The sequence below is a fragment of the Lysinibacillus sp. NPDC097214 genome (assembly GCF_050277945.1).
GTDB classification, from domain to species: domain Bacteria; phylum Bacillota; class Bacilli; order Bacillales_A; family Planococcaceae; genus Lysinibacillus; species Lysinibacillus xylanilyticus_B.
The window spans coordinates 67,534-92,968 of record NZ_JBNNSS010000011.1; the positions used below are offsets into that span (position 1 = coordinate 67,534).

Here is a 25,435-nt window from a genome sequence, read left to right on the forward strand (position 1 = left end):
CACTTTTAGAATAAATAGTATTCTAATTAATTCCTTTACTTATAAAATAGTGTTGAGGTAGAATTTTCCTTAATAAACGAGAAATTTTAGGGGGTTTCGATATGGGGAAGGGGAAAGTGTGGAATTCATTTGAGGAGGCCATCGCTGATATTAAGGATGGAGATACGTTAGCCGTAGGGGGCTTCGGGCTATGTGGTATCCCTGAAAAATCAATTGCAGCGCTAGTCCAAAGAGAAACAAAGGACTTAACAGTTGTAAGCAATAACTGCGGTGTGGATGATTGGGGTTTAGGGCTTTTATTAGCAAATAAACAAATCAAAAAAATGATCGCATCTTATGTAGGTGAAAATAAAATTTTTGAGCAGCAATTTTTAAGTGGGGAGCTTGAAGTAGAATTGACACCACAAGGTACGTTAGCGGAGCGCATGCGAGCTGGCGGAGCTGGGATTCCGGGTTTTTACACAGCTACTGGAGTGGGAACACCCATCGCTGAAGGGAAAGAAGTAAAGGTTTTTGATGGCAAGGAATATATTTTAGAAAAAGGTATTGTCGCAGATTTTGCACTTGTCAAAGCATGGAAGGCGGACAAGCTAGGAAATTTAGTTTTCAGAAAAACATCACGTAACTTTAATCCACTAGCTGCAATGGCAGGGAAAATTACGATTGCAGAAGTAGAGGAAATTGTTGAAGTTGGAGAGCTAGATCCAGATCATATTCATACACCTGGTGTGTTCGTGCAGCGCGTTTTGCTAGGTGGTAGTTATGAGAAGCGTATTGAGCGTTTGACGGTGAAAAAGGGGGATTCGTGATGGCTGATACAAGACAAAGAATAGTAAATAGAGCAGTAAAAGAAATACAAAATGGCATGAACGTCAATTTAGGTATTGGTATCCCAACGCTAGTAGCCAATGCAATCCCATCTGATTATGACGTCCTTTTACAATCAGAGAACGGACTTCTTGGCATTGGTCCATACCCAGCAGAAGACGCGGTCGATCCTGATTTAATTAATGCAGGTAAAGAAACAGTCACTGCAGTTCCAGGTGCCTCCTTCTTTGATAGTGCCGAATCATTTGCCATGATTCGCGGAGGTCATATCGATCTGGCTATTTTAGGTGGCATGGAAGTATCTGAAACGGGTGACCTTGCGAACTGGATGATTCCAGGGAAAATGGTGAAAGGTATGGGAGGCGCCATGGACCTTGTAGTCGGGGCGAAAAGAGTAGTCGTCGTGATGGAGCATGTCAATAAAAACGGTGAGTCAAAAATAAAAAAACAATGTGAGCTACCGTTAACTGGAAAGGGCGTTGTGCATAGACTAATTACAGATTTGGCTGTTTTCGATTTTACAGATGAGGGGATGCAGCTTATAGAATTAGCAGAGGGTGTCACGTTAGAAGAAGTAAAAGAGAAGACAGCTGCTTCTTTTAGTGTAACGTTAACTTCATAAATTAAATAAAAACCAGTTCTTTTGATAGAGCTGGTTATTTTTTATTAGGAGTATCGATAAATGGATATACATGAATTAAAGAACGATATTATAAAGCAATTTAGAAAGAAGTCTGTTAAAGAGAGACCATTCATTGTCGCGATTGATGGTTTAGGTGGTGCAGGAAAGTCCACTGTAGCTAACAAACTGGCGGAGGAGCTACAATCGATTTGTGCTGTAGAATCAATCCATATAGATAATCATATCGTTGAAAGCAGTAAACGTTATAATACTGGCCACGCTGAATGGTATGAATACTATTATTTACAATGGGATGTTGAATGGCTTAAAAATAATATGTTGTTACCATTACATAATAATAATTTACAACTCCAACTTCCGTTTTATAATCAATCATCAGATACCGTGAACGATAGAAAAATAAAATTAGAAACGAATAGTATTTTTATAATCGAGGGCGTTTTCCTTTTAAGGCATGAATGGAGAAACTTTTATGATTATCGTTTATTTCTAGATATCCCTCGAACAGTTCGTGAGGAAAGGGTATTACAAAGGGATACCTATATTGGAGATTTTCAAGCACGGCTAAATAAGTATCAAAGAAGATATTGGCCAGCTGAGGCGTATTATTTAGAAAAAGAAAATCCATTTGCAGCTGCAGATAAAATTTGTGATTTTTTAAAGTAGAATTGTCGCTTCGCGGGTATTTACATGGATTGCGCGGGTATTTGTCTCCAATTCGCGGGTATTTCTGAAGAGCATGAAGTTGATTGTGATTTTTCAGACTATTGGCTGTTCTCTAGCTCTATTTTGCCACTATACAATGATAGAAAAGGAGAAAATTAACTATGAGACAACAATGGCCAGATGAATTACAGGTGGCACAGGTACGTGTAGCAAGACCGACTGATAAAATAAAGGAAATTGAGAAATTTTATTGCGAAGGTGTAGGGTTAAAAAAAATCGGCTCTTTTTCAGGACATCGAGGCTACACTGGTATCATGATTGGTCTTCCGAATGCAAGCTATCATTTAGAATTTATAGAGCATATTGACGGAACTCCTTGCCCAGCACCAACAAAGGATAATTTGCTCGTACTATATATTCCAAAGCGTTCAACTATACAGCGTATTGCTGAACGCTTATTGCAAATGGGCTATCCTGAGGTGGAGCCAGAAAATTCATATTGGGCTGAAAAAGGCGTCACGATTGAAGATCCGGATGGCTGGCGTCTTGTATTAATGAACACAGAGGGGATATAAATTCTTTTCAGCAAATGTTTTAAGTACCGAAAGCGAAGTGGGAGGTACAAATTTTTCATTTCCGATACCCTATACGGTATTAAATGTAGCCTTTAAAAGCGGAGGATAGAAAAGGTGTTTATAAGGAAATATATTACAAAAACCTTTATCTGAAGCAATTAAAAAGATACCCCCTTCTGCATACATAAGGGGGTATCTTTTTGTTGAAATGTTCTATTGTCCTAAAGAAGCATCTTGATGATAATGAGTAGCAGTAGATTCAATATCTAGCTGGTTATAGTTCGCCCAATTAACCTTTCTAAAGTCTTCCTCACTAAAGTAAATATTTAATAGCTCTGTCATAGATTTGTTACCGTTAGGCTTCGTTAACGGAGCATACCAACTAATAGCTGGAGTTTTAACACTTGGTAGCTTAGATAGCTCTGCAAATATTTTTGTGGAATCCTTTAGCATTTGATTTTTCATACCTTTTGTCACATCAGTATCTTGTATAGAGATTGATACGATACCATTCTTTTCTTCTACAGTGAATTTATTTTTAACGATAGCTCCTACTATATCTTCAACGGAAGTATTTTTATCGACAGCAACTTCCTTTGGAGCAGTATTTTTCCCGCAAGCTGATAATAAAAGTGTGGCTAGTAAAAATAAATAAAATAACTTCTTCAATGTAATAACCTCCCTTGTTACTACCATATATGCGCAAAATGGAGGTGAATTATACAAAAAGAAGATAGGTTATAAATTCCTTTTTCAAGATTAACATGGAGTTACTTTCAATTGGATTCCAGAGGACAATCCCGACATGACAGTGCATTGAAATAGAATAATTTCTTTATGGATAATATTTATCTTTATTTTTTTCGTTTTAAGTGGGGTTGTAGATGAAGATCAGAAAAACTATTGGAGGCATTGAAAAATGAACTTTTCAAAGTTTAAAAACTGTCTTTTGAAAATAAGCGAAATAATATATTTTGATAACGATGAGTATCTTCGTGAAAAAACGTCTAATCCTTTGAGGTTAAAAGAAATGATAGACATTGCTGAAAATTTACTTGCAAATACAACGAATAAAGATGAGAAATATTTTTTAATGGGAACGCTGGGGAACTTATATAGAATTTATGGAGAACCACAAAAAGCCATTAACATCTTATCAGAATGCATTATAATTGCCTACAATCAGAACGACAGCAATCGAGAAATCGTGTCATTAATACGTCTAGGAGAGGCAATTAAATATAACGGTAATCCAATGGAAGCATTAACAATCTTCAACGATGTTTTAGATAAATGTAAGACACACAATAATTTGTTATATGTGGACTTTGCCATGCAACATAAAGGAAAGTGTTTATTAGAATTAGGGGAAATGGCAGAGGCAGAAAAATGCTTTAAAGAAGCATTAAAGTTAAGGGAACTTAAAGGTGATGTATCACTTATTGAATCTACCCGACAAGCATTAAATTTAACTTCTTTCAGCAAATGACTTTTGTACCGAAAGCGTAGCGACAGGTACAGGCGTTCAAACACCTAATATAAGTTCATTTAAATCAGTATAATTTGAATACAGTTTACAAAAACTTGTAGTAAACGGAGACCATCATTTATGAGGGTCTTTTTTTATACGATAATCTTGTAAGCGTATACACTTTTCGCAGAGTTTTTTCTTTTAACTATTGAATTGCTAGTGAAAACAATGTATAGTGAAGTGATTTGTCTGACGTCTGACCGTCTACATATTTTAAGTTTTAAGATCTATAGCTGTTATTCCAGTTCCAATAATGGAACATAATGAGTGAAACGGCTATCGAACGCGCAAAAATTATCAATATTATTTATGGAGGAACTCATGAGATACTTAATATCCTTTTGTGGATTGCTACTTGTTTTTGGTTTAGCTCTGTTAATGAGTAAAAACAAAAAAGAAATAAAATATAAAAACATAATTATTATGTTGATCATCCAATTTTTATTTGCAGCATTACTGCTAAATACAAAGTTTGGTTATGTTCTAATCAAAGGATTTACAAACGTATTTGATCATTTATTGTCTTACGCAAGTACGGGCATAACTTTTGTTTTTGGTGGTTTAGCGAATGAAGGGGAGTATTCCTTCTTCCTAAATGTGTTATTACCAATTGTATTTATATCTGCATTGATAGGGATCTTACAGCATTTTAAAATTCTTCCTTTCGTCATGAAATGGATAGGTTTACTTTTAAGTAAAGTAAATGGCATGGGGAAATTGGAATCATATAATGCTGTTGCTTCTGCAATGGTAGGTCAATCTGAAGTATTCATTACTGTAAAAAAACAATTAGATAAAATTAGTCCACAGCGAATGTACACATTATGCGCATCTGCAATGTCGACCGTTTCTATGTCAGTTGTTGGCGCATATATGACGATGATTGAACCCAAATATGTTGTAACGGCGATTGTGTTGAACTTGTTTGGCGGATTTATTATTGTTTCAATCATTAATCCGTATACAGTAGAAGATAGCGAAGATATTTTAAAAATTGAAGATGAGCATAAGCAATCTTTCTTCCAAATGCTTGGAGAATATATCATGGATGGCTTTAAAGTAGCCATCATTGTTGGGGCTATGCTGATCGGTTTCGTAGCATTAATGGATTTAATCAATTCACTATTTGATATGATTCTTGGTGTATCCTTCCAAGATATTTTAGGTTATATCTTTGCACCAATAGCTTTCCTAATGGGTATACCATGGGCAGATGCTATTACTGCCGGAGGAATTATGGCAACTAAATTAGTAACGAATGAATTTGTTGCAATGATAAGCCTAGGAGAAGCGGCTAAGTCTATGAGTGCGCACACAGTGGCGATTATTTCTGTCTTCCTTGTATCCTTTGCGAACTTTGCATCTATCGGTATTATTGCTGGAGCGGTAAAAGGTTTGAATGAAAGACAAGGGAATATAGTTGCTCGCTTTGGTTTAAAGTTGTTGTATGGAGCTACGCTCGTTAGTATCTTAACGGCCACAATTGTTGGTTTCGTTATTTAATTTATAAAAAAAGAAGCAGTTGACTGCACTCCAATTGATAGACACATCTATTGGAGTGCAGTTTTTTTATGATTAAAGTGTGTGGTTATTTGCACTTCATTTAAGTGACTTAGAAAATTACAAAGACCACCGTTGTTATGATAGTCTTTTTGTTGGAGAGGTTGTACCTTTTCTAACAAAATGAATAAAAATGAGTAGTATTAGTTGAAATAGTGCAACAATCAAAAATACAATACCCAAAACAATGAATGAGACCATTCTAACTTCAGGAGTTTGAACTACCCCTGTATAATCAACTTCTCTTATTCCAATGAATATGGCCACAGCAGCAAAAATGAATAGCCATACAATATTTATAGCCCACCATATTTTCATACTCAAAATAAATATCTCCTTTCTATTCATAATTGTATTTGTTTTACTACCATAAATTTAGGCTTCTTAATAAACGTCATCCCTACTTTTGGCGATGAATCTTAATGCTCCGATAAATGTTTTTTAATTGTAACACCTTTCCTTTTTACTGGAAAGGAACTTTAGGTGGTGCTACCTCTCAGCCTTAAGACTGATTTCCATATAATTTACAAAAATAAAAGACGAATTAAATATGAACAAAAAAACAGACAACAAATATTAGCTCATTTTGATTAAAAAAAATCACCCTCCAATAATGGAGAGTGGTTCATTCAAAAGCCTTGTGGCTGTATGATTAAAATGTCAGATGAGTGAAAAGAAATTGATTTAGATGTGTATATTCCCCGTATTAAAAGGCAAGTGGTAGCATTTATCAGGGAAAGAGTTAAAAGCGGCCACAGGAGACATATAGGGAGTATATCAAACCTCCCTGACATCTAAGATTTATTAAACAACATTTCTCCATTAAAAAAAGCGCCAGCTAACCGCAGTTAACCAACGCCTTATTTATTATTGTTAAGAAGGTTTTATTTCCATTCCTTCTTTATCTTTGAATTTGCCGATAATAATCATAATAAAATCGATCAATGTCCAGATACCTAGTCCACCCAAAGTTATAATCATTAAAATACCAGTACCTATTTTACCTGCGTAGAAGCGATGTATTCCTAGACTACCTAAAAAGAAACATAGTAAAATCATTGCTATATAGTTTTTTTCTGAAGTTTGTTGTTGCATTTTTATCAATCACCTTTCTTTATGTAGTAATAATTAACTACATTTCCATTCAAAAGTCTATCATTCTTTTACGTTTTTCTCTACTTGAAATAAGTTCCAACTATAGTTAACCAGAGTGTTATTCATTGCTGTTTATTAGGTACGGTAAATTTGCCGATAACAATCATAAACCAGTCGATATTGACCAATATTTTGCTACTCGTGAACCAATCGGTGAAGTGTTATCGGGAGAAGCGTTAGCTAAAGCAGCAATTAAATATATGGAAGAGTTTACTAGTGAAATTTCTCCTGAAGAAGAAGCTGCATTGAGAGGCAAAAGAGGCAAATAATATTAGGTGAGCTTCGTATAATTGCAATGCAAGGATTACTTAATGATGAGATTAAAAAATATGTAACAAGTAACTGCGTATTCATAATGGATATGCTTTTTCTTTTATAAATATTGCAAATAAATATAAGTACCGTGAGTAGATATAAACCATAGAATGGAAACGTTAGAAAACTTACTTCTCCCAACTTTCTCCCAAAGTTATTGCCCAAACAAAAAATCTCCCATAGTTTTCACTATGAGAGAAATGCTTCAAAGCCTTGTGGCTGTATGATTAAATTAAAAAGCCGCGTATGCCGTAGTTATTATAGAAAGTTTTAAACCACCACTCCTCAAAGTGGGTGTTCGCAGAAGCTTTCCTGCTTATCCTCATGCACCATGGTGTGAGGCCCGTCATTCCAACTCCAATAATAAAACTCCCTTTTACAGCTTAAAGGTTAAAACTTAATATTGTACGAACAATGCAGCCTTTAAGGATATAATAAGGCATGTTAAACAAACTTGCAAGTAAGATGGTTTGTACAAAAAAGTCAATGGGCAAGTGACCCAATTCATACATTTCCAAAATGAAATATCTCCAAAAACATGAAACCGATTCATACTTTATTCACAAATGCGAACGAAAAATACGAACAAACTTTACTTAGTAGGGCGGAGTATGTAAGATAAAGGAGCATATATAGGGTTTACCTTCATTCAGTAGAAGGCGCCACACCTCAACAGGTGGTGAGATGAATATGGTTGGATTCCTTTTCAGTGGGTATTCAAATCCCTACTGAAATAGTGGAACTCAGTCTAAGAACGCCACGTCCTGTGGCAACGACTGAGTGACCAACATCATGTTGGCCTAAAGCCTCCGGCGGATGTCACGGATTTTCAAAGGAATGAATTGTGCGAGCACAATTCAAAATCCAGACGCAATTACGCCAAGGCGAAATTGATCTAGAAAATAAGTAAAAGGAGGAAGCAGAAATGGCAGCTTATCCAAATTGTCCAAAATGTAATTCTGAATACACATATGAGGATGGAACGAACTTCGTGTGTCCAGAATGTGCGCATGAGTGGAGTACTGATGGAACGGAGCAAGAGGCAGATACGCTAATCGTAAAGGATGCTAATGGCAATCTACTTGCGGACGGCGATTCTGTTACAGTTATTAAGGATTTAAAGGTTAAAGGTAGTTCTTCAACATTAAAAATTGGGACAAAGGTGAAAAGCATTCGTCTCGTTGAAGGCGATCACAATATTGATTGTAAAATCGATGGCTTTGGTGCAATGAAATTAAAGTCAGAGTTCGTAAAAAAAGCATAATTACTGTAAAAAGAGTCGTGAAATGAAGCGTTCCAGATTGGAAGGCTATTCAAAATCGACTCTTTTTTATTTTTATTCAGTAGGTGTCTAAACACCTACTGAATAAAAATAGAGCCTCTGGATGCAATTACGCCAAGGCGAAATTGATTTTAATAAAAAAATTAGCAATTACTGTAACATTTAGCAAAGACATACGTTTTACTTGTGAAAAAACGAAATGAGGGAGATGACATGGACAGACAGCGGAAAAACGAGCTAGAGCAACTTTATGAAAAATACGCGAAATCGTTATATTATTTTCTGCTGAAGATGTCTGGATCAGTACATATAGCGGAAGATTTAGTTCAAGAAACATTTGTACGAGCCACGGTATCGTTATCGTTTTATAAAGAAGAGGATGTTAGAGCATGGTTATTCAAAGTAGCACGGAACACGTACCTAGATGAATGGCGTAAACAAAAGAGACGAAGGACAATTCCGTTCGCACACTTATTTTGGAAAGATGAAATGCTAAGTCCATATGGGTTACCAGAAGAGGATCTTTTAACGCAAGAAGTATCAGAAGATGTACAGGCGTTGCTGAAATTTTTGCCAGAAAATTACCGAACGATTTTATATTTACGTGAATATGAACAATTCACCTACTTAGAATTGCAGGAGGCACTAGAGCTTTCAGAGGGGCAGGTGAAAATACTTTTGCATCGTGCTCGCAAAAGGTTAGAAGAAATAGTAAAAAAGAATGGAGGTTTTCAACATGACTGAATGGTCGCAGAAGAATGAAAAAAAGATTTTAAGAAAATACCGTTTTACGTTAACATTTCGAGTACTACGTATATTGCTAATATGCTTCGTTATTTATGCTCTCTATTTAGCAGGAGTGTCCATCGCTTTTGATAAAACGCGTCCGGATCTTAAACATGCTTATAATTCTTTAATAGTACTTGAATGGCAACAACCGAATATTAAAGGTCAATATTCTATGGGATTGCCAGCAGAAATAACACCATTTCTAACACAAAAAATGAACTATCCTCTTGAGAAACAGGTAGGAAAGGAAAAAGTAGTAGTCGGCGAAATGCATGTTGAAAAATCTATATTGAATTCTAATTCATCTATGAGTATGGACTTAACGTCGACAAATACATCACAACAATTTAATTTTAATTTACCCGAAGATCCTGTAACGGGAAAAGCAACCGCAGCTCATCTTAATAATAATATATGGAAGACGTTAGAAAAATTACCTGAGGGAACTGTAGCAGAAATGGCATTTTCGACTTCAACATTTAAAGAACCTATAGAATTGGTAAAAATGCTTGCTCCGTACAATGTCCGTATCGTTTGGATGCCATTATATACAGGTGAGTTTAAAACCTTTGAACCAACTGCTTCTGGCCGCTCCAGTGGTTCAATTACAATTTATGATAGAATCGGGTTATCAGGAGGCTTAACAGTTACTGATGATTACTCACATATATCTGAAGCACAGGACTTAACAAGTAATGTTAAAAATAGCCAGCGTTGGATGGTAAGGAATATGGAAAAATTATTGAAAAATGAAAAGAAAAGCTATTATGAGGAATTTCTCGGTTTACACCATTTGCAAGAACGCTATGATTATATTAAAAAGAATGGATTTCAAGCTTATGGTGCTGTTGTAACAGGACCGACAAAAAGTTTATGGATGCTTCAAGATCTAGAAGGTATTTCTAATGAAATGCTAGGGGATGTTGAACTTTTGAATGGGGTTAATTGGTGATAAAGGAAGTTGTCTCAGATACTTGGGACAACTTCTTTCTGCAAGATATAACATTATTTTGTAAACCTACGAAACAAAATAGCAAAACCCGCACCGAATAGGGCAAAAATAGTATGTAAAAGTGCTATGTAGCTAGCTCCAATCAACAGTGTACCGATTTCTGCGAATGAGTAGTAGGTGACATAAAGTGGGTTATTGATATTGTCAATAATGGACCATACGAAAACAGGTACAGAGCTAATGGCAAAAACAATCCAAATATTTTTGTAAAAGAAATAAGTTAGGCAGCCAAAAATCGCGTAAGATATAGCGAAGCTTGTTTGATTACCAAGTAAGGATGAGTTAATGGCAAACATAAAGGATAGTACGATAAAAACAAGATGGAAAAATGTTATCGTTCTTTTCATTAATAAATGATAGCCGAGTGATTGCTTTGAAGTAGCGAGCTGTCGACAATGCTCACAAGTAGCTAAATGTTGTTCGATAAATTCTATAGTAGTTGCTTGGAGCGCTTGTTTTTTATACAAAGGTAACAAATCCTCTACAATTGAACATTCCTGTGACAAAAGCTTCCCTCCAATCGATCTCCTTCCATTATACGACTTTTTGGAGAAAATAAAAAAAGCCTTCCGCGAGTTCATTCGTTCGGAAAACTTGTACATGCACCTATTAATTTGATGTTAATACTTCATTTGTCAAAGCTTGAATATCAATATGTGTTTTTTCCTTCACAGCATCCTTCAGAATTTCAGTACGGAAATAGTGAACCGACGCTTCAAGAGGAATGGTTAAAATCTTAGAAAGGGCTGATTGATACATATGCACAAATTCTTTATCTGTGTTTCCGCGTTTTAATTCAGCAAAGGCCTCATAAAATTGGTCAAGCTTATCAGCAAACTCAAGTAGGCGACCTTCTGTAGTTTTATCCTTACCTTCTTTCATGCGATCAAAGAAGACAGCCTGAAACTCTTGTGGAATCTCATCAATAATAAATTTCTCCATCATTTTTTCTTCCACATGTGCAAGCATTTTTTTTAGCTCTGGGCTCGCATGCTTTACTGGAGTTTTAATATCGCCGATAAACACTTCAGCAAAATCGTGATTGATGGTTTTTTCATATAATGATTTCCAATTTATCGTAGCTCCATTCATTTCCTCAAGTGTGGCAAAAAACATCGCATACTGTGATACCTTCCATGAATGAGCAGCCACATTATGCTCTTCAAATTTGAAGCGTCCAGGGCATCGAATAATACGCTCTAAATCATTAAGACTTGTAAAAAATTGATGAATACCTATAAAAATCACTCCTTTTTGTTCTATATGTGCATGTTACTATAATCCATACCCTCTTTGTACAAATTTCAAACAATTTAACAAGGATTCAATTTGCCGTTTACAAAGGATTCACAATTGGCGATAAAGCGCGCTTAGGTTGAATGCTATAATGAGGGGGGACTGAATCAATTATGCCTCGGCATAATTGCGTCCGGAATCGGCTTTGTGCTAGCGCAAAGAAATCCTTTCTGATTCCGTGAAAAGGGGAGTACGCACCATGATTTCAATTTATACACTTCTTCTTTACATACATATTTTAAGTGCTGTTCTTTCGATTGGGCCTTTGTTCGTTGTTTTAACAATTGTTAAGAAAATGCGTACAGCATCTCATGGAGAAATGTCACCATATATTGAGGCATTTAAAGGAGCAATTACGATCGTCAAGCATTCGGGGCATGTTCTTGTTGCATCCGGTATTTTATTAATGTGGCATGCCGGCTATCAATGGAGTACTTCGTGGATTGTTCTTACATTTCTCGTGATGTTGGCCTCCATTGTTTTTTTAGCAAGGGCGTTCAAACCGACTTTACAGACATTTGATACACCTGCTTATGACCAGCAAAAATTTGCTTCATTGTTACATCGCAAAGCATGGATGTACATTTTGTTATTGCTAATTATGTTATGGCTAATGGTAGCAAAGCCTGTACTTTGGTAAAGAATAAAAATCGCACTCTGAGAGGAGTGCGATTTTTTGATATTTTTAATAAACTATTATGTCGATGAAATAAGGTAAGGTGCCATATTAAATAAAGGTATGACTCTTCGGCAAATCGAGGGGGTGATTTCCGTTCCGACTGAGCGCTTTGTAGCTGCCGCTTTGCTTTCGCTACAGAAAACATTTGTTGCTGTCGCTTCGCTTTCGCACAGAGCAAAGCTTCCTGGGGGCGTCCGATGAGCCGCTTCACTCGCGTTGCTCGCTCCAGGGTCGCGGGCCAACACGATGTTGGTCACGAAGGAGTCGCTCAGTCTCCACTCCAATCAACCACTTCACATAGCGAGTATCTTTTGGCGCGACACTCTAATATAAAACGAAACTACAGCACTCTTGTGCGAAACGAAACATTAGCAATGACGGTACAAATGCGTCACTGTTATAAGTCTTTACTATAGATTAAGGTAAGTAGCAATAGTGTTCACTTTTGAAATGAATAAAATTTATAAAAGTTCTACGCTATTGCTGATTGGAGTGGAAGGCTACTCGACTCCCGTGGGAAAGCGAGACAGGCGAGACCCTGCACGGAGCGCAGCGGAGGAAGCGGCTCGACGCTCGCCCACAGGAAAGCGAGTAGCCTGGAACGGAAATCACCTTCATTCAATGTGCCACAACATTCTCAAAGATCACCTTTAATTTTGTTTTTCATCAATTGCTAAGCAAGCGTTTGAAATAGCTTTTGCGAATAAATATATAACTACCGAAGAACAGGACAAAGAAGCATAAAGAGCTCACCATAGAGACTTGTAAAAATGCTGTTGAAACCATTGCTCGCATGGCAAATAGGGTAGCGAATAACATCGTAATGGCTATCGCGAATGGTACAAATATAAGGATGGCCAGCTCCTTAGAAACAACTGTGAATAACTCTTTTTTAGATAGACCAAGTTTTCGTATGCCTACATACTTTTCTTTTTCCTGAAGAAGTGTCGTTTGTAAATAAAAGTAGAGTATACTCATAGCCGCACTTAAGAAAATCAGACTCAACATAGAGCCGATAAAAAACATAACACTTTTTGTGAACATCTCTACGTCATACAATTCGATTTTTGAAGCTACATAACGCTCCCCATATATAGACGGCATATTCCCACTAACTTCTTTCGCAAGTTCTGTATGTGTTGTCCAATTGTCTAGTTCAAATAAATAAGTTTTATAAACAGGGGAATCTATACTGTTATAAAGATGATCTGGCACAATAAAATATGTTTGCTGGAAGCCAGTGGATAATAAGTTTCGCTCATCAACAGAAGTAAGTTTAAGGTTCTTGAGATAATGATCTTCAACTGTTTTCGTTATTGGCAATAGTTTACGATTGCCAGCAACAGCTATAAATTCATCGTTATTTAAGCTAACCTTTTGATTTTTCAACAGATTATAATTGGAAACTGACATATAACCGAGTCGTTTATCTATATTTGATTTAAATTCAATGAAATATTTTTCTGAATCCACTGTGGACAATTGTTTTTCAAGATATGCAATATCCGCAGCTACCTTGCTTGCGTCAGCTTTAGGATCTGCAATGTATTGAAAACTGTAAGGATAGTTTTCTTCACTATCCTTTTTAACATTATAGTAAGAGCTAAATAAAATGCTTGTACTTAAAAAGACACCGCTTAATAAGAGTGTGATTAAAAATAGCATATTTGCGTGCGATTTCATTTTCGCATTGAGATTGGAGGCCAGTAGCATATTTGTTTTTTGCATATAGGCTGACGATCTCTCAAAAGTTTTTAGCAGGAAGCGCATTCCCTGTGAGATGACTAAATAAATTGTAGAAAGAATACTAACGAAAAACACTGTATAGTAAAGAACTCCGAGGCTCTCTACAATGTCAGGATTGATTTTTAATAAATAAGCTAGAGCAGCAGAAATAATAATACTAATGAATAATAAAGGATAATGTGGTTTTATCGATTTTTCAATAGCAGCATCACTTTTTAATAGTTGAATGGACGCTTCTTTATTAATAAGTCTTGTCATTATTTTTGAAATCACAACGAATAATACAAGGAATAAACCAATCGTTAAACCAATTGCTTTAATAGGTAAATACATACTGAAAGTTTCTGCCTTTAAAACAACCTTGGCACCCATTAAGAAGAGAGGTGCAATGACAAGCCCGAGAATAATAGCTGTAATAATCGCCATGACACCGATTAGAATATTTTCACGAAAGACTAACGTACGAATTTGTTTCATTGACGCACCAGTAATCATAAAAATACCTAGTGTTTTTGTTTTTTTCTTTAAAAAGGCCATGATGGAATAGGCGATATAGATAAAAGAAAACAAATAAACGAGCAAACTCGCTAACATTAATGCAAGGCCAAGTGTTGAGTCGGGATCTAAACTTGCAAGACTCGGATGAAACACAATGACTGTAAATAAAAAGAAAATAATGATAGAGAACATACTGCTAAGGAAATACGAAATATAGGTCCATTTATCACGTAAAATGTTTTGAACAACGATATGATTAAAGCTCATGCTGTCCACCACCTAAAAAAGCAAGTGTGTCCATGATTCCCTGGTAAAATTGTTTGCGATTATGGCCACGATGAATTTCGTTATATAATATACCATCCTTAATGAATATAATACGATTGGCGAAGCTTGCTACATAAGGATCATGTGTAACCATTAAAATGGAAGTTTTCAGTTCAGTATGAATAGAACTAAATAAGTGCATGACATCATTTACTGCCTTTGAATCGAGATTTCCTGTAGGCTCATCTGCCAATAATAAACTTGGTTCATGAATAACCGCGCGAGCAATAGCTACACGTTGTTTTTGCCCACCGGAAATTTCGTAAATTCGCTTTGGCAGAAGTTCTTCAATTCCGAGAAATTGAGATACATGTTTAAGTCGTTGCTGCATTTTATCGGCAGGTAAGCTATCTAAAGTTAACGGTAATAAAATATTCTCTTTCACCGTTAATGTGTGGACAAGATTAAAATCTTGAAAGACAAAGCCTAATTCTGAACGACGGAACTTTGCAAGTTCTTCATCATCTAAAGAATAAGGATTTCTATTATTTATAAGAATTTCGCCAGTTGTAGGGCGATCGATTGTTGACACGCTATTTAAAAATGTAGTTTTCCCACTTCCTGAAGGCCCCATAACGGCTACGAATTCGTTCTCACCAAGCTGAAAATCTATACCTTTCAATGCCTTATATGTGATCTCGCCGATATATTCTTTTTGCAGATTGGTTACTTGTAGGATTGAGCTTCCCATCTTTGAACAACTCCCTTACTTCGATTGAATAGCTTAAGTATAAAGAAGGAGAGGCATTTTACCTATTTGGCTATATGACGTCAATATGACAGCTTTGTCATATTAGGGGCTTACAATTATGATTTTTTCGCGCTATTTGAAAAGTCTATAGAAAAGGTAGTGATGCACTCAGAGGATTGTAAAGTAAAAGGGTGCTCTAAAACAGTCAAAATCTTTTTCACTAAATACAAGCCTATACCTGTTGCTTCACCGCTCGTTCTTCCTTTCACCCCTGTATAAAATAAATCAAAGACACGCAAAATTTCACTCTCGGGAATCGTTTCTCCACAGTTTTTAATGCGTAAAGTAGCCTCATCATAAATGATTTGAATAGAGCTTTCAGACTCACTATATTTAATGGCGTTATTGATGATTTGATAAAGCACGACTTTTAACCATTTACGATCCGAATAAATAATAGTATTTTCAACAACCATCACTTTTGGAAAAACTTCTTTGGCAATGAAATAATCCTTTAAATCGTTAACAACTTCCTTCGTAAGCTCTTTTAATGAGAGTGCTTCTATTTTTAAATCAGCCACTAGATTGGATGTCCGTTCATAAGTTAGTAGCTGATTGAGGGTAAACGTCAGCTTTTCGCATTCATGATCAATTGTTTGCAAGTGCTCTGATTGGCTATTTGTATTAGATTGGACAATCAGTTGAATAACTGACAATGGCGTTTTCATTTGATGAGCAAAATGTGAAATCACAAGCTGCTTTTCCTTTCCTTGCTCCTCTAAATGTTGCTGCTGTGTTAAGTATAGATATTGCATTTGTCGTAGTTTTTGGCTATAGGCTTGCTCAATCATGGCCTGTGGTTCAAACAGATGGAGGTCATCGGTTGTTAATGTGTTTTTCTGTAAATGAGCATAGAGCTTTCTTCTGCGATAATAACGTCCAATCAACCAAACAGTAAATAGGAAGCAAACGAGAAAGATAAAATAAAGATAGTGTGCAGATAAATCGTCCAATGAATGAATGATCCAGGGTAATAATAAAAAGCTTACACAATAAAGAATGATTACACTTAGATGATCCCGAAAGAAAAGCTTCATTCTTCAGCCTCCACTAATTGATAACCAAGTCCACGGATTGTTTTAATTTCGAGTCTAGATTGGATCGCCTCGAATTTTTTGCGTAATCGGCCAATATTAACAGATAAAGTATTTTCTTCGACGAAGGATTCATCATCCCAAATGGCACTTAACAATTTTTGACGTGGAACAACATTAGGATAAGCTTCAAATAGTAATGTGCTAAGCTGCATCTCTTTTAACGTTAACAGGCTCTCGTGTTTCTCGGTGTAAAGACGAACTGTATTAGAATTTAATGTTGTATTAGCAATGGATATTGAATTAGATTCGGAGGAAGCATACTCTCCGTATGTACGACGAATAAGACCATTCACCTTTGCCATAAGCACATCTAGTGAGAAGGGCTTCGTGATAAAATCATCGGCACCATTTTCAATACCGTATACTTGATCGATATCGTTCACACGAGCAGATACAATGATAATAGGGCAGTTGGATAGCTGACGGATTTTGCGCGACCAAAAGTACCCATCGTAGGTTGGTAGGTTAATGTCCATAACAACGAGATGGGGATGAATAGCTTGAAATTCTTCTGCTATATGATTAAATTGTTGGACGGTATAGCATTCAAATTGATATTTTGATAAATGCTCCTCAATAATATTTGAAATATTGATATCGTCCTCTATTATGTAAATTTTGTACATAGTATCGACCTTTCTTTATTGAATATTATCGAAAAATGGATGCTTTATTATATATGACGACGTATATTAGTTGATTGGAGTGGAGACTGGGCGACTCCTTGGGGATCAGCAATAGAGGAACGGAGGCTAAAAGCATCACATCCTGTGATAACGCCTCCGTGACCAACATCCTGTTGGCCCGAGATCCTGCAGCGAAGCGAAGCGGCTCATCGGACGCCCCCAGGAAAGCGCCCAGTCGGAACGGAAATCAACCCCACGTTATGCTGAGTAGCCTTCTTCTTACTTTATATGTTTTTAATGTACCCTGATTTTAAAAAATCCATTAATATTCTGCATTGAATATAGTAATTGTAACTTGAAAGTATAAAAAAGAGCCACCACAAACCCAATTGGGAATGTGGTGACCTCTTTCATTTATTTTTTTGGAATGTGGAAGGTGATAGTTGTTCCTTCATTTAGAGTGCTGTTAATTTGTAACCTCTGTCCGTAAATCCTTTTAAGACGTAAATCCGTATTACGTAGACCTACGCCAGAGTTTGGCGAATGGCTACCGGATTGTAGTTCATCTAATATACTTGAATCGATCCCAACGCCATCATCTATAACACTTACTGCAACATGATCCGGAAAATCTTTTATACGGATACAAACTGTACCGCCTTCTTCCTGTTTTAATACACCATGACAAATTGCATTTTCCACTAAAGTTTGTAAGGAGATAGGGGGAATTTCAATATTGATAGTGTCATCAATATCCCATTCGATGTTTAGTAAGTCTCCAAAACGCTGCTGATTAATATAGAGATATGACCGTACTAGCTCTAACTCATCCTTAAGTGGTACTACTCGCTGTAAATTTCGCACATCGAAGCTTGCATGTAGATACTCACCAAAATGATGCATTAAGTCAATCATTCGATCTGTATCGATCGTACTAAGTGATGCAATTGAATTTAATGTATTAAATAAAAAATGAGGTTGTATTTGGGCCTGAAGCCAAGCTGTTTCCAAATGTAGTCGTTGATTGATGCTATATTTTAAATCGATTAAGGCTCTACTCCTTACCTTTAACTCTAAAGAATTAATAGGCTTCGTCACATAATCATTTGCACCATGGGCGAAACCAGTATAAACATCCTCGGAACAATTACGAGCCGTTAGTATTAAGACAGGTAATTCAAGCAATGAGTAGTGTTCTCGAATGATTTCAATTAATGCATAGCCAGATATATAAGGGAGCATCGCATCAATAATGACTAGATCCCAATCATCTTGCGGTAGCAATTCTAATGCCTTTTCGCTGCTAGTAACCGTAGTAACAGCATATTCTGTAGTTGCAAATAAGCTACGCATAATTGTTAAGTTAACAGGATCGTCATCGACCATTAAAATTTTAAATTGTTTTTCCATTGTCGGTGATGAATTATCTTCTTCAATAGGAAGATGCATGTCCTCTTCCTCTATATAGGCTTGCTCCTCATTAACGTTTTCCTCTGCTAGCGATAAGGTGAAAAAGACATCCGATCCTTTGTTAGGGATAGAATGGATTTGCAAAGTTCCACCATGTAATTCGATGAGCTTCTTTGAAATTAATAACCCGAGACCGATTCCATCATTATTGTCATTTCTCTGTTCGTAAGGGGAAAATAGACGACTTTGGATATCATCATCCATTCCTGACCCAGTATCATGAATATGGATAACCGCCATATTATTTTCTATATGGGCACTGATTTTTATAGATCCTGCACTCGTATATTTAATGGCATTGTGTAGGAGATTAAAAAGAATTTGAATCAATCGATTTTCATCGGCCACTACATTAGGGAATGACCTAGGAATCGTTGAATTCATTTGAATTTGTTTTTCACTTGTTATAAAGCGTAACATATCAAAAACGCCATAAACTATACTTTGGACGCTAACGTTCTTTTTATGGAGATGCAAATTACCTTCCTTTAAACGAGTGAAATCTAGTATGTCATTTAATGTAAAGGACATACTTCTCCCGATATCAATGAGATGCTTTAGGTTTTGTTTATCATCAGCCATAAGCTTATTGTTTGGATTATCATAAATGGACTGTCCTAACGTAACCATTTTATTCATAGGATCCCATAGCTTTTGTGAGCTACTGGATAAAAATTCATCTTTCAAAGCATCATCTTTTTGTAATTTAGCAATCAATTGATTAATCTGCTCTTTATTTTCAAAAAAACGTTTAAACCAATAACCTGAAAAACCGAGAATGATAAATAAATAATCGAAAGGATACATTGGTATATCAAAAGCGCAGATAAATTTGATATACCCCCATATGATGCCGTTCATTGTTCCGAGAGCCGTCAGTGCTATAAAAGCAGTACTCTGTTTTTGATTTTCAAGATACTCTCTTAAAGCGAGTACTACTACAGATAAAAATGGAATGACATAAAGTATAAAGTAAAGGGAAATTATTGTGTATAACCAATTTATCGGTAAGATGACAGTGAAAAATGCTGAAAGGGCGTAGAAAGCAAAGAGCCACTGAAAGCATTTAGCATGATGATATTTAACTAGTAAAACACGCATAAATTGAACAAAGAAAAAAGAAGCCCCGAGATAAATGATAGTAGATAGCTTAAATGTCCATACATAATCGAGATGTAACCAGTTGAGCATGGATTGATCATATGAAATTAATTCATCTGCTAAAGGTAAAAGAAAGCCTATCGTAAACAGTAAAACAATTGGTTTTAGATAAATAAACAAAAACACAAGGCTGCTAAAAAGTGCGAATAATAGTAGCGTTATTGAGATTGTGGCAAGGGATAAATTGTTAATCAATTGGTGATTTGCCATAGCTGCAGCAGAACCAAATAAAATTCTTTTATCAATGATAGGGCCTGCCGATGTATCGAAATTAGATACATGTAAAAGTAAGTCAATTTCAGGCTGCTCATTTGTAAAGTAAAACGTATAAGGTGCGGTTTGACCTTTATGACTATGTGGATCAGTAGCTACAGTTCCTGACTGTTCAACCAGCTTCCCGTTAATATATAATGCTGAAGCGGTTGATACTGAAGGGATCTCAACGGCATAACGATTATCTTTGGGAGCATTGTCATTGAGTAAGATTTTTAAACGATATGTACCGTATCGTTCTGCAGTTGCCTCATGATCTTGCATGGGAATCACCCGGGTAGCTTGTTCAAATGATTGGAGAGACTTGTTGTGATCAGTGTTTATCGGATCTATTAATAATCCGGGATAGTAGAGCCATTCCCCATCTAAGTTAAGAACTTCTTTATCGGATAGCTGATGTTCCCGTAAATCAAATACACCTTCCTGGGCAATCGATTGTTCACTGGAAGGGAGAAAATAGGCAAGCCATAGTAAACGAAGTGTAGTAAGAACTATAAAAATTAAAATAATGAAAAGCGAATGTCGTATAGTCGCTTTTTTTAACAGAGACATAAGAACCTCCAAAATTTTCTTCTTGTATTAAAAGGCCTATATTTACCATGCCATGAAATTTAGAAAATGGAAATAAGAAATTTAAAAAAAGAAAAGCTTTCAGACTGATCAGAAAAAGTTGAATTCCGCTCCGGGCTACTCGCCTTCCTACGCTTTGTTGTTGCTGTCGCTACGTTGCACTGCGCTTTCGCACAGAAAAAACAATGTTGCTGTCGCTACGTTGCACTGCGCTTTCGCACAGAAAACGTTCGCTCCGTGTAGGGGCTCGTCTGCCTCGCTTTCCCGCGGGAGTAGAGTAGCACTCTGCTACAACCAGCTGAAAATGTGCGCACATAGTAAAAAAACGAAAAAATCCTTATATCAATTAATAATAAATCTATATTTTCTAGTTTTAAGTTTTCTTTAAGAGGTGTGACGTATGATGATGGAATTAAATCTCATTGGGAGAAATGATCTATTGTGGGTAAATTCAAGTTGAAGTTATCGTTTGTTATTGTTAGTATGACGGTAATTGTTGTACTTGCGACTTCTAGTATTAGTATTTGGGGTAGCTATCGAAATTTTAATGACATTCTTATGCAAAATAAAATTGTTATGCAGGAAAATTATGTGAAGGAAATGTCCGTCATCACCGAGAGCTTCGTACAAGAAAAACTAAGAGAACCAAATCAAGATAAATCGATCGAGCCTGATGTGGCGCGAGTGATTGACAAGTTACTTGATGAAAGAGTAGTTTCACTTACCGCGTTGATAAAAAGTATAATCGTACCTTCATTAGTAGGATTAGTCATAGTATTTGTATTAGCTGTATGGCTTGCTTCTAAAATTGCACGACCTTTAAAAGAGCTTTCTACTAGCGTGGAGAGAGAAGAAATACAGAAGTTTGAAGAAATTAATGACTGGTTTTACGAAGCACATTCGTTAAAAAAAGTAGTGCAAAACATGGCGATTAGCTCAGAAAGCAAAATAGTTGATTTAACGAATCAGCTGAATGTAGACTCCTTAACAGGAATTCCTAACCGTAGAAGGATGGATCAAATTTTAAATGAGTTAATCATCAATAAAGTGCCACATGCAATTGTTTTAATAGATTTAGATGACTTTAAAAGTATTAATGATACTTATGGGCATATTGTAGGGGATGAAGTTTTAAAAGCTTTCGCCAATCATATGCAAGAGAATATTGAGCAACAGGGCTTGTGCTTTCGATACGGTGGGGAAGAGTTTATGGTGATATTGCCATGGACGACAATAGATGAAGCTTTAGCGTTAGCGGAGAATTTACGCATTAAGCAGGCAATGTTAGATACTGTAGATGGAAGGCATGTTACAATGTCTGCTGGAATTACAGCATTTACAGCAAATATCAAGACGGCTAATCAGATAATTAAAATTGCAGACCAGGCTCTATACAAGGCGAAGCAGTCAGGAAGGAATTGCGTCTGTGTCGTCGGAGAATTGTCTGAAAGAATCATTAAATAAAATATCAGCCAAATTCAAAAAAATAAATTTTTGCTTTTACAATTAATATCTCATCATCATAACGTGAGATTGATTTCCGTTCCGACTGGGCGCTTTGTCGCTGCCGCTTCGCTTTCGCGCAGCAACAGCAGCACCGAGGTTGGTCACGAAGGCGTTATCACAGGATGTGATGGTTTTAGCCTTCGTTCCTCTATTGCTAATCCCCAAGGAGTCGCCCAGCCGTAACGAAGATCAACTTATATACATGGCATAAATTTCAATAAAACTATTATCAATTAGGCTGAATCTTATTAGTATGTTAATCATAGCTATATTCTTTTGGTCAGATTGTGTCTACCCATATTAATGATGAAGAACAGTTGATTTTTCACGGAGAGTGGCGACTCCTGCGGGATGAGCTTGCGCTGAAAGCCCCGCAGGAACGTAGTGACGAGGAGATTGAAGCCAAGCCCGCGGAAAGCGCCAACTCGGAGTGGAAATCAACCTTTGTTATAGTGATACACCTTAGTTTATATTTATTCTTTTGCAATAAGCTGAGGCATTGAGAGTTATCTTCTCGATGCCTTTTATAGATTAAAATTATTCAACAGCTCGGTTGTTTCTTGCTCTGGTAAAATACCAAGATCCGCTATCAAGGTACTTTTAAAGGTATTGTAAACCTTTACTGCACCTGCTCGATTATCAACTTCTATATAGTGCCTCATTAGCTGTTGGATGGTTTTGTCAGAATATGGGTTATGTTCTACTGTTAAAAGTAATATATGCTCTCGTTTTTTTACATCATGAATTGCTGTATAGTGCTCTATTAAATCATAAAGTAAAAGAGTAAATTTGTTGTTCATAAAATTTGCTCTACTAGTAATCCAGGGATAATCTAATGAGGTCATAAATTCACCTTGGTAGTTTTGTATGAACGACTCAGCTCTTTCTACATCTATCTTTCCAGTCTCCGTTTTACCATTTAAAATATGCTCTAAGTCATGAACATCACATTGAAATTCCCCTAATTGCAAAATATAGCCGCCATTTGCATACTGTATGACTTCTGAATAGCCCAATGTTGAAAGCGTAGTGCGTAGATAGGAAACTGTTGTATGTAACTGCACTCTTGCTTTTTTACATTCTGTATCTGCCCATAAAGCTTCGATGATTGTATCACGAGGCACATGGTTATTAAGATTGGAAAGAAGAAAGGCAAATAATTCTTTTGTTTTAAGCGTTCTCCAATGGACTGCTTTGTCATTATGTAAAACAACGAATCCGCCAAAGCATTGTATTGTAAGTGCGGGTTTATTTCGTATTTCTATAGAATTCGGTTTGTTTTCTAGTTGAAGGAGTTCTTGGATTCTGTTAATAGTTGTCTCTAGACGAGCTTTTGAAATAGGCTTTAATAAATAGTCAGTGGAGTGAATTTCAAATGCTTGTACAGCATAGTCCCGATAAGCAGTGACAAATACGATATAAATGTTTTTGTTCCATTCTTTTAAAAGTTGTGCAATCTCTAAGCCGTTCATGCCAGGCATTTCAACATCTAAAAAGGCTACTTGGAAATCTAAGCTTGGCCCCTCTGAAAGCAAACCTTTTACAGTCGTAAAAGATTTAACGACCTCTATTGAATTAAATTCCTTTAACTTTTTCTCCATGTTTATAAGAGCTAATGGCTCATCATCCATTACTATCGCTCGAATCAAAATGGGCACCAACTTTCCAATGTTAAAATTTTCAGTGAAGTAGGTTAAATTGAAATATCAATGACTGACCCTTTATACGGATGTATGGTCGCTTGCTGTTGTGGCAGATCTTTTAATAGTTCAACCGCTGCTGCAGTATTTAGATTGAGCGCATTTTGCATAACACTCATTTGCACAGTATGTTGTAGCTCCATCATCTGAGAAGACATGATTGTATTAATTTCCACTCTACATTCCTCCTTTACCATATTATCGGATAAAAGCACTGATTTTCCAACATATAAAGATTGCAAATAGAGTTCTAATATTTCCTCCATAAAATTGTTTGTTTACCAAAAATATAATTGAACTTGTATATTTTTCCGAATTTTTAGCAATAATTCGTAATATCAGGTCTGTTGTCCTGAATTATTGCTTGTATTCTCTAGCATTAAAAGCCTAACTCTAGTGTGCTAGCAGAAGACTGCGAAATAATAATATGTGGAGGTTACAAAATATGAAAAAACAAGCTTTAGCTTTAGCTGTAACATTGACCTTGGGATTAAGTTTATTTGCCAGTCCGTCATCTGCAAAGGACAAACTCACTTTTACGCCATTCGACGCATTATGGGGAATCTCGAAAATTTACAATTTAACTTTAGAAGATTATGAGCCAATGATTGGTGCAGAAGCGAAATGGTTTTACCCAGAGCAAAGTTTAGATTTAGTCGAAACGAAAAAAGATAATTCAAAGCAAGACCAACATTTTGTCGAGGCCGGGGATACTTTATTTTCAATTGCACGTGTGAATGATGTGTCAGTGGCAGAATTGCAAGAATGGAATAACCTTGCATCTGATGTAATTTATGTAGGTGAATCATTGGCTATCAAAGCATCTGCGGCAAAACCTAAAACGTCCGAAAGCAAACCTAAAAAAGTTGCAACGACATCAAGTAAAAAGCAAGTAACAACTTCAAGTAATAATAAAGTAGCAACATCAAGCGCAAATGCAGTGAGTGCTCCAACGGGTTCGGGCAAAACGTTAACAATGCGGGCTACAGCCTATACAGCGTATTGTCCAGGATGTTCAGGGATTACTGCGAATGGAACAGATATAAGATCCAATCCAAACTTAAAGGTAATTGCTGTAGATCCACGTGTAATTCCTCTTGGTACTAGGGTTTGGGTAGAAGGTTATGGTGAAGCAATTGCAGCAGATACTGGCGGAGCGATAAAAGGCAATAAAATTGATGTATTTATTCCTACCGAGGGACAAGCTCGCCAGTGGGGCGTCAAAAATGTCACTGTAAAAATTTTAGATTAATGTAAGTTGGAGGATATCCCTTGAAATGGAGATATCCTTTTTTGTATTGTTTAAATTTTACAAAATTTACTCCTTAATCAATAATTCGCAAAATCCTCATTGAAATTGCATAAGTGGAAGGATTGTT

The 25,435-nt window shown here is 36.3% G+C and carries 25 protein-coding genes and 1 other RNA gene; 13 read left to right on the forward strand and 13 right to left on the reverse strand.

Annotated elements, in window-relative coordinates; genetic code table 11:
* The first annotated feature begins 101 nt into the window (after positions 1–101).
* The 4 genes from ACQKMI_RS20800 (at position 102) to ACQKMI_RS20815 (ending at position 2,712) form a co-directional block, all read left to right on the forward strand.
* Positions 102–809: a CoA transferase subunit A gene (locus ACQKMI_RS20800; protein ID WP_427491997.1), complete on the forward strand. Its 708-nt coding sequence runs from the start codon at positions 102–104 to the stop codon at positions 807–809.
* Positions 809–1,450: a 3-oxoacid CoA-transferase subunit B gene (locus ACQKMI_RS20805; RefSeq protein WP_427491999.1), complete on the forward strand. Its 642-nt coding sequence runs from the start codon at positions 809–811 to the stop codon at positions 1,448–1,450. Before ACQKMI_RS20800 ends, ACQKMI_RS20805 begins: the two co-directional genes overlap by 1 nt.
* Before the next feature lie 60 nt (positions 1,451–1,510).
* Positions 1,511–2,137: a kinase gene (locus ACQKMI_RS20810; protein WP_427492001.1), complete on the forward strand. Its 627-nt coding sequence runs from the start codon at positions 1,511–1,513 to the stop codon at positions 2,135–2,137.
* A gap of 161 nt (positions 2,138–2,298) precedes the next feature.
* Complete coding sequence (locus tag ACQKMI_RS20815) at positions 2,299–2,712, forward strand: VOC family protein (protein ID WP_427492003.1); 414 nt, start codon at positions 2,299–2,301, stop codon at positions 2,710–2,712.
* 213 nt (positions 2,713–2,925) lie between these two features.
* Here the strand turns inward: ACQKMI_RS20815 and ACQKMI_RS20820 are convergent, their stop codons facing one another.
* Positions 2,926–3,381, reverse strand: a complete 456-nt coding sequence (locus ACQKMI_RS20820; protein WP_427492005.1) for a hypothetical protein — start codon at positions 3,379–3,381, stop codon at positions 2,926–2,928.
* 250 nt (positions 3,382–3,631) lie between these two features.
* Here ACQKMI_RS20820 and ACQKMI_RS20825 point away from each other — a divergent pair, with 250 nt between their 5' ends.
* Positions 3,632–4,201, forward strand: coding sequence for a tetratricopeptide repeat protein (locus ACQKMI_RS20825; protein ID WP_427492008.1), 570 nt, complete (start codon positions 3,632–3,634; stop codon positions 4,199–4,201).
* A gap of 363 nt (positions 4,202–4,564) precedes the next feature.
* The gene (locus tag ACQKMI_RS20830) at positions 4,565–5,746 is read left to right on the forward strand and encodes a NupC/NupG family nucleoside CNT transporter (protein ID WP_323651085.1); all 1,182 of its coding nucleotides are present in this window, start codon (positions 4,565–4,567) and stop codon (positions 5,744–5,746) included.
* Between the two features lie 135 nt (positions 5,747–5,881).
* Here ACQKMI_RS20830 and ACQKMI_RS20835 read toward each other — a convergent pair whose 3' ends face one another.
* Both ACQKMI_RS20835 and ACQKMI_RS20840 read right to left on the reverse strand, forming a co-directional pair.
* Positions 5,882–6,121: a DUF3923 family protein gene (locus ACQKMI_RS20835; protein ID WP_427492077.1), complete on the reverse strand. Its 240-nt coding sequence runs from the start codon at positions 6,119–6,121 to the stop codon at positions 5,882–5,884.
* Between the two features lie 555 nt (positions 6,122–6,676).
* On the reverse strand, positions 6,677–6,898 hold the full coding sequence (locus ACQKMI_RS20840) for a TM2 domain-containing protein (protein ID WP_427492011.1): 222 nt from the start codon (positions 6,896–6,898) through the stop codon (positions 6,677–6,679).
* Between the two features lie 125 nt (positions 6,899–7,023).
* Between ACQKMI_RS20840 and ACQKMI_RS20845 the strand changes: the two genes are divergently transcribed.
* Positions 7,024–7,227, forward strand: a complete 204-nt coding sequence (locus ACQKMI_RS20845) for a hypothetical protein (RefSeq protein ID WP_427492013.1) — start codon at positions 7,024–7,026, stop codon at positions 7,225–7,227.
* 279 nt (positions 7,228–7,506) lie between these two features.
* Here ACQKMI_RS20845 and ssrS read toward each other — a convergent pair.
* Positions 7,507–7,699, reverse strand: a non-coding RNA gene (gene ssrS, locus ACQKMI_RS20850) — 6S RNA.
* 499 nt (positions 7,700–8,198) lie between these two features.
* Between ssrS and ACQKMI_RS20855 the strand changes: the two genes are divergently transcribed.
* The 3 genes from ACQKMI_RS20855 to ACQKMI_RS20865 all read left to right on the forward strand — a co-directional run bounded on the left by ACQKMI_RS20855 (position 8,199) and on the right by ACQKMI_RS20865 (position 10,296).
* The gene (locus tag ACQKMI_RS20855; protein WP_079563050.1) at positions 8,199–8,537 is read left to right on the forward strand and encodes a zinc ribbon domain-containing protein YjdM; all 339 of its coding nucleotides are present in this window, start codon (positions 8,199–8,201) and stop codon (positions 8,535–8,537) included.
* 231 nt (positions 8,538–8,768) lie between these two features.
* Positions 8,769–9,299: a sigma-70 family RNA polymerase sigma factor gene (locus ACQKMI_RS20860; RefSeq protein WP_427492015.1), complete on the forward strand. Its 531-nt coding sequence runs from the start codon at positions 8,769–8,771 to the stop codon at positions 9,297–9,299.
* Positions 9,292–10,296 carry an anti sigma factor C-terminal domain-containing protein gene (locus ACQKMI_RS20865; protein WP_427492017.1) on the forward strand — a complete coding sequence of 335 codons (1,005 nt, stop codon included), beginning with the start codon at positions 9,292–9,294 and terminating at the stop codon, positions 10,294–10,296. The genes ACQKMI_RS20860 and ACQKMI_RS20865 overlap by 8 nt, the downstream gene beginning before the upstream one ends.
* 53 nt (positions 10,297–10,349) lie before the next feature.
* Here the strand turns inward: ACQKMI_RS20865 and ACQKMI_RS20870 are convergent, their stop codons facing one another.
* On the reverse strand, positions 10,350–10,862 hold the full coding sequence (locus ACQKMI_RS20870) for a zf-HC2 domain-containing protein (protein ID WP_427492019.1): 513 nt from the start codon (positions 10,860–10,862) through the stop codon (positions 10,350–10,352).
* Between the two features lie 103 nt (positions 10,863–10,965).
* Positions 10,966–11,604, reverse strand: a complete 639-nt coding sequence (locus tag ACQKMI_RS20875) for a YfbR-like 5'-deoxynucleotidase (protein WP_427415099.1) — start codon at positions 11,602–11,604, stop codon at positions 10,966–10,968.
* A 247-nt stretch (positions 11,605–11,851) separates the two neighbouring features.
* On the opposite strand from ACQKMI_RS20875, the gene ACQKMI_RS20880 reads away from it, so the two are divergent.
* Complete coding sequence (locus ACQKMI_RS20880) at positions 11,852–12,292, forward strand: hypothetical protein (RefSeq protein ID WP_427492021.1); 441 nt, start codon at positions 11,852–11,854, stop codon at positions 12,290–12,292.
* Between the two features lie 705 nt (positions 12,293–12,997).
* On the opposite strand, the gene ACQKMI_RS20885 is transcribed toward ACQKMI_RS20880, so the two are convergent.
* From ACQKMI_RS20885 to ACQKMI_RS20905, 5 genes are all read right to left on the reverse strand, one after another.
* Positions 12,998–14,842 (reverse strand): FtsX-like permease family protein, encoded by a 1,845-nt coding sequence (locus tag ACQKMI_RS20885; protein ID WP_427492023.1) that lies wholly within the window; start codon positions 14,840–14,842, stop codon positions 12,998–13,000.
* Complete coding sequence (locus tag ACQKMI_RS20890; protein WP_427492025.1) at positions 14,832–15,593, reverse strand: ABC transporter ATP-binding protein; 762 nt, start codon at positions 15,591–15,593, stop codon at positions 14,832–14,834. The genes ACQKMI_RS20885 and ACQKMI_RS20890 overlap by 11 nt, the downstream gene beginning before the upstream one ends.
* Positions 15,594–15,709: 116 nt before the next feature.
* Positions 15,710–16,690 carry a sensor histidine kinase gene (locus ACQKMI_RS20895; protein ID WP_427492027.1) on the reverse strand — a complete coding sequence of 327 codons (981 nt, stop codon included), beginning with the start codon at positions 16,688–16,690 and terminating at the stop codon, positions 15,710–15,712.
* Positions 16,687–17,376: a response regulator gene (locus tag ACQKMI_RS20900; RefSeq protein WP_427492029.1), complete on the reverse strand. Its 690-nt coding sequence runs from the start codon at positions 17,374–17,376 to the stop codon at positions 16,687–16,689. Before ACQKMI_RS20900 ends, ACQKMI_RS20895 begins: the two co-directional genes overlap by 4 nt.
* A gap of 414 nt (positions 17,377–17,790) precedes the next feature.
* A complete protein-coding gene (locus tag ACQKMI_RS20905) occupies positions 17,791–20,832 on the reverse strand; it encodes an ATP-binding protein (protein ID WP_427492031.1) in 3,042 nt (1,013 codons plus the stop codon).
* Between the two features lie 501 nt (positions 20,833–21,333).
* Between ACQKMI_RS20905 and ACQKMI_RS20910 the strand changes: the two genes are divergently transcribed.
* Complete coding sequence (locus tag ACQKMI_RS20910; protein ID WP_427492032.1) at positions 21,334–22,314, forward strand: diguanylate cyclase; 981 nt, start codon at positions 21,334–21,336, stop codon at positions 22,312–22,314.
* Between the two features lie 566 nt (positions 22,315–22,880).
* Here the strand turns inward: ACQKMI_RS20910 and ACQKMI_RS20915 are convergent.
* Together ACQKMI_RS20915 and ACQKMI_RS20920 are read right to left on the reverse strand one after the other, a co-directional pair.
* The gene (locus ACQKMI_RS20915) at positions 22,881–24,005 is read right to left on the reverse strand and encodes a response regulator (protein WP_427492034.1); all 1,125 of its coding nucleotides are present in this window, start codon (positions 24,003–24,005) and stop codon (positions 22,881–22,883) included.
* Positions 24,006–24,049: 44 nt separating this feature from the next.
* Entirely contained in the window at positions 24,050–24,232 is a 183-nt protein-coding gene (locus ACQKMI_RS20920; protein ID WP_427415091.1) for a putative motility protein, read from the reverse strand.
* Positions 24,233–24,501: 269 nt separating this feature from the next.
* Between ACQKMI_RS20920 and ACQKMI_RS20925 the strand changes: the two genes are divergently transcribed.
* Positions 24,502–25,308: a 3D domain-containing protein gene (locus ACQKMI_RS20925; protein ID WP_427492036.1), complete on the forward strand. Its 807-nt coding sequence runs from the start codon at positions 24,502–24,504 to the stop codon at positions 25,306–25,308.
* Positions 25,309–25,435 lie beyond the last annotated feature (127 nt).

Coding starts and splice junctions, on each gene's coding strand:
- ACQKMI_RS20800 (WP_427491997.1), top strand. CDS start 102: ATGGGGAAGGGGAAAGTGTGGAATTCATTTGAGGAGGCCATCGCTGAT.
- ACQKMI_RS20805 (WP_427491999.1), top strand. CDS start 809: ATGGCTGATACAAGACAAAGAATAGTAAATAGAGCAGTAAAAGAAATA.
- ACQKMI_RS20810 (WP_427492001.1), top strand. CDS start 1,511: ATGGATATACATGAATTAAAGAACGATATTATAAAGCAATTTAGAAAG.
- ACQKMI_RS20815 (WP_427492003.1), top strand. CDS start 2,299: ATGAGACAACAATGGCCAGATGAATTACAGGTGGCACAGGTACGTGTA.
- ACQKMI_RS20825 (WP_427492008.1), top strand. CDS start 3,632: ATGAACTTTTCAAAGTTTAAAAACTGTCTTTTGAAAATAAGCGAAATA.
- ACQKMI_RS20830 (WP_323651085.1), top strand. CDS start 4,565: ATGAGATACTTAATATCCTTTTGTGGATTGCTACTTGTTTTTGGTTTA.
- ACQKMI_RS20835 (WP_427492077.1), bottom strand. CDS start 6,121: ATGAAAATATGGTGGGCTATAAATATTGTATGGCTATTCATTTTTGCT.
- ACQKMI_RS20840 (WP_427492011.1), bottom strand. CDS start 6,898: ATGCAACAACAAACTTCAGAAAAAAACTATATAGCAATGATTTTACTA.
- ACQKMI_RS20855 (WP_079563050.1), top strand. CDS start 8,199: ATGGCAGCTTATCCAAATTGTCCAAAATGTAATTCTGAATACACATAT.
- ACQKMI_RS20860 (WP_427492015.1), top strand. CDS start 8,769: ATGGACAGACAGCGGAAAAACGAGCTAGAGCAACTTTATGAAAAATAC.
- ACQKMI_RS20865 (WP_427492017.1), top strand. CDS start 9,292: ATGACTGAATGGTCGCAGAAGAATGAAAAAAAGATTTTAAGAAAATAC.
- ACQKMI_RS20880 (WP_427492021.1), top strand. CDS start 11,852: ATGATTTCAATTTATACACTTCTTCTTTACATACATATTTTAAGTGCT.
- ACQKMI_RS20885 (WP_427492023.1), bottom strand. CDS start 14,842: ATGAGCTTTAATCATATCGTTGTTCAAAACATTTTACGTGATAAATGG.
- ACQKMI_RS20890 (WP_427492025.1), bottom strand. CDS start 15,593: ATGGGAAGCTCAATCCTACAAGTAACCAATCTGCAAAAAGAATATATC.
- ACQKMI_RS20895 (WP_427492027.1), bottom strand. CDS start 16,690: ATGAAGCTTTTCTTTCGGGATCATCTAAGTGTAATCATTCTTTATTGT.
- ACQKMI_RS20900 (WP_427492029.1), bottom strand. CDS start 17,376: ATGTACAAAATTTACATAATAGAGGACGATATCAATATTTCAAATATT.
- ACQKMI_RS20905 (WP_427492031.1), bottom strand. CDS start 20,832: ATGTCTCTGTTAAAAAAAGCGACTATACGACATTCGCTTTTCATTATT.
- ACQKMI_RS20910 (WP_427492032.1), top strand. CDS start 21,334: ATGACGGTAATTGTTGTACTTGCGACTTCTAGTATTAGTATTTGGGGT.
- ACQKMI_RS20925 (WP_427492036.1), top strand. CDS start 24,502: ATGAAAAAACAAGCTTTAGCTTTAGCTGTAACATTGACCTTGGGATTA.